The sequence below is a fragment of the Vibrio sp. 1S139 genome (assembly GCF_041439475.1).
Lineage (GTDB): Bacteria > Pseudomonadota > Gammaproteobacteria > Enterobacterales > Vibrionaceae > Vibrio > Vibrio crassostreae_C.
This window is the reverse complement of record NZ_JBGOOD010000164.1, coordinates 1-1,108: the sequence shown is the minus strand read 5'-3', so window position 1 is coordinate 1,108 and position 1,108 is coordinate 1. Positions and strand designations below refer to the sequence as shown.

Sequence of the window (1,108 nt, the reverse complement as noted above, 5' to 3'; positions counted from 1 at the left end):
GTCACAACCATCTTTCGAACACACGCGATTATTGCGACTTTCTTAGGCTTTCCGGCAGCTACAAGTCGAGCATAAGTTGCTTTGAATACGGGGTTACATTGCATGGCTGACATCATTGCCATATATAACACTGTGCGTACTTGCGCTCGACCGCCTTGGATCACGCGCTTACCTTTGTAGCGCCCACTTTCGCGTGTTATTGGAGCGACACCAATTAGTGATGCCGCTTGTTTATTTGTGATGTAGCCAAGTTCTGGTACGTTGCTAATTATTGATGCAGCGGCAATGTTTCCTATTCCAGGGACGCTCTGCAATATTGTGTTTTTAGCCTGATATTCAGGGCTATCTTCAATGAGTTTAACGAGCTTTTCTTCTAACTTGGTGATTTGATTTTTTATCGTGGTTAGCATCGGTTTGATAGTCGGATGGAGAGAAGCGGGAAGTATCTGGATTCGGTTCTTTTCCATGGTTTGCATGGATAACAACTGGTTTCGGCGAATGACTAAGTCACTCATTAGGCGTATGTTTTTTGGCTTTATGACAGTAAGAGCTGGTTTGATTGCTTCTCCATAGTGAGCAATCAATTCTGCATCTAAACGATCATTTTTGGCTCTGCGGCCAATAGCACCAGCGAACCGTTTTATGTGGACAGGGTTTGCTCTGACAATAGGTAATTGAGCCTCTGCACATGCAAGAACAAAAGGCATTTCTAATCGGCCTGTTGCTTCAATAACGATTCGTTCAGGACTGTGACTCTTAATCGTTTTGAGTGCTTTTTTGATGCCTTTATCATTGTTCTCTACTGAGAAAAATAGGTCTAGTGGCCTGATGTGGATGTCTAATTGTGTTTTGCCGGTATCAACTCCAACGTTGATGCTTTGATTGATTTTGGTATTCATAATAAGCTAACTCATGCTTGCGTAATGCGGGTTCGAGACCCAGTCGACTATTCGAGGTTTATGCTTGAAGTCCTATGTAGCGTTCATGTTTGTTATCGGTCTCTCGATAGAGGAGCCAGCGTTTAAACGAACTACTACATAGAAAGCTTTAGTTGCAGCTAAAGCCTGGGTCTCACATTACCCGATTGGAGTGCTTATTATCCATACAA

General features: G+C 43.1%; 1 protein-coding gene. It reads right to left on the bottom strand.

The window, feature by feature from the left end; genetic code table 11:
• Window positions 1-899, bottom strand: an 899-nt coding sequence (locus tag ACED46_RS21935) for an IS110 family transposase (RefSeq protein ID WP_371722456.1), incomplete at its 3' end; no start/stop codon positions are given.
• Window positions 900-1,108: the final 209 nt, after the last annotated feature.